1 protein-coding gene and 1 pseudogene are annotated in these 1,510 nt (G+C 67.9%); one reads left to right on the forward strand and one right to left on the reverse strand.

All coding sequences use genetic code 11. The annotated features are described in order from the left end of the window. Positions 1-632: 632 nt before the first annotated feature. A pseudogene (locus AB0C84_RS46150) lies at positions 633-875 on the reverse strand (ISL3 family transposase); the annotation flags it as partial. A gap of 127 nt (positions 876-1,002) precedes the next feature. On the opposite strand from AB0C84_RS46150, the gene AB0C84_RS46155 reads away from it, so the two are divergent. After that, positions 1,003-1,404 (forward strand): transposase family protein, encoded by a 402-nt coding sequence (locus AB0C84_RS46155; protein WP_361079264.1) that lies wholly within the window; start codon positions 1,003-1,005, stop codon positions 1,402-1,404. Positions 1,405-1,510: the final 106 nt, after the last annotated feature.

Consider the following 1,510-nt stretch of genomic DNA (forward strand, 5'->3'; position numbering starts at 1 on the left):
GGGTGGCTGTTCCTCCGCGTCAACCTCCGCCGGGGAAGCCGCAGATCGTCGCCGCGGACACCGGCGACGAGGCACTCGCGTCCGACTGAGGCAGTGCCTCGGCAGGAAAGCGCCACACTTGAAGGGCCCGGCATCCCCGGGCCCTTCGACTTTTCGCGCACTTTTGGTCAACCGAAACCAGCGCAGCGACGTTCAGGCGTGTCCTATGGGATTCGTCAAACGGTGGAGACGTCGTAGATGGTCACGGGGATGCCGTGGTCGGTGAGTTCGCTGGTGAGGAGTGGTTCGTGTGCTCCCAACGACCTCTGGCCAGCCGGGGCCGATGCGGGGCATATGGATAGTGGGGCGCAGGCGGGTGGCGTGTGCGGCAAGGTGGTGCAGGCTCTTGCGGACGGCGTCGTAGCGGATGGGTGGTCCGGAACTGCGGCTGGTCTTGATGCCGTGCTGGCTGATCATATTGGCGACCCAGATGTCGCTGGCGACCTGGGACGAGCTGGACCACTCGAAGCTCGAAGTCGTTACCGGTCCGGTCGTGGTGCCAGTGGCGGTAGGCGGCTTCGGGTTCGCCTGCGCGGCGGCGCTGGTACGCCTTGGCGTGCGCCGCCAGCCGGTCCTGTTGAGCATGAGCAGGAGCGCCGCAGGGAGAAGTCGTCCATGCCCAGAGCACCCGCGGGGTCGCGGCCGTCGGCAGCGGGATCCGCAACAGTGTCCGTGGCGGAGTGTGACGGGAGACCAGCATTTCGAGGACCGCGAGCACACGGGCACAAGCCCGGCGGTTAACTCTCGTGGCACCGCCCGATCTGCACAGCCAGCCGGGCCGTCCGCCGCTGGTAGCGCTCCAGCACTCTGGCGACCTGTTCCCGGAAGGTCCGCCGAGGGGCACCGTCAGTTGCATGTCGACGACGCGTGAATACTGGCTCTGGCACACATTCCGTGAAGGGGCTGATCCGGTAGGTCACGGTTCGGGGGTTCTGGCCCGTAGCCGGTGGCGTGATCGCGAGCATGGCCGGTGTGTCGGCCAAGGAACTGATGGCCGTGTTGTTTACTCACCTGGCCCGCGTGTGCGTGGACCGGGTGATCCGGTGCGGCGCCTCGGTGCGGATCATCGCTCGGACCATGACGCGCGAGGCCGGATGCCCGGAGTGCGGAACGTGGTCGCGGCGCAGGCACAGCCACTACGAGCGGCGCCTGTCCGACACCGCGGTCGGCCGGCAGGAGGTGCTGATCCAGCTGCGGGTTCACCGGTTCCGGTGCGGCAACGACGCCTGCGTCAGGCAGACCTTCGCCGAGCAGGTCCCGGGCCTGACGGTCCGCTACGGCCGCCGCAGCACCGGGGCTGGGGAGGCGTTGCAGGCGATCGCGCTGGCGCTGGGAGGCCGGGCGGGGGCGCGCCTAGATCGTTGATGGGAATTTGCTGAACTGGGTGCGGGCACGGCGAAGGGCGCCCATGGTCGGTGTGTGAAGACTGACTTGGACGCCCTTCTGACCGCACTCTATGTTCATCTGGACG

It is taken from the genome of Actinomadura sp. NPDC048955 (assembly GCF_040649435.1).
Classification (GTDB): Bacteria; Actinomycetota; Actinomycetes; order Streptosporangiales; family Streptosporangiaceae; genus Spirillospora; species Spirillospora luteofluorescens.